Below are 415 nucleotides of genomic sequence, written 5' to 3' on the forward strand. Positions count from 1 at the left end.
CAGCAGCAGGTCGCAGGGCAGGGCGCGCACCGTAGCGAAGCTGCGCCGGTAGTCCTCGACCAGGCGTGGATAACGGGCGTTGCCCTGCAGCTGGTAGCCCGGCGCACTCAGGCTGTCGGCGTAGGCGATGCGCACCGGCTGGCCATCGCGGGTATCGGTCCAGGTCCAGGCGGTGCTGCCTGGGGTGTGCCCCGGCATGAAGTGCGCGGTGAACGCGATGCCGCCTACGGTGACCCCTTCGCCATCCATGATGATGCGGTCGGCGCTGGCCGGCGGAAAGGTGATGCTGTCGCCAAAGTGCAGGTCGTTGCTGCCGCCGCGCGCCAGCAGCACCGCCGATTCGGCGTTGGCCGCTACGCTGGCGCCGGTACGGCGCTTCAGCTCCGCCACTGGCCCGGCATGGTCGGCGTGTGCG

Annotated in this window: 1 protein-coding gene; it reads right to left on the bottom strand. The window is 70.6% G+C overall.

The genetic code is table 11. The annotated features are described in order from the left end of the window. On the bottom strand, window positions 1-415 hold a 415-nt coding region (locus GVL52_RS29585), incomplete at both ends, for an MBL fold metallo-hydrolase (protein WP_160012776.1).

Origin of the sequence: Rhizobium sp. 18055 (assembly GCF_902706285.1) — a bacterium.
In the GTDB taxonomy this organism is placed as follows: domain Bacteria; phylum Pseudomonadota; class Alphaproteobacteria; order Rhizobiales; family Rhizobiaceae; genus Rhizobium.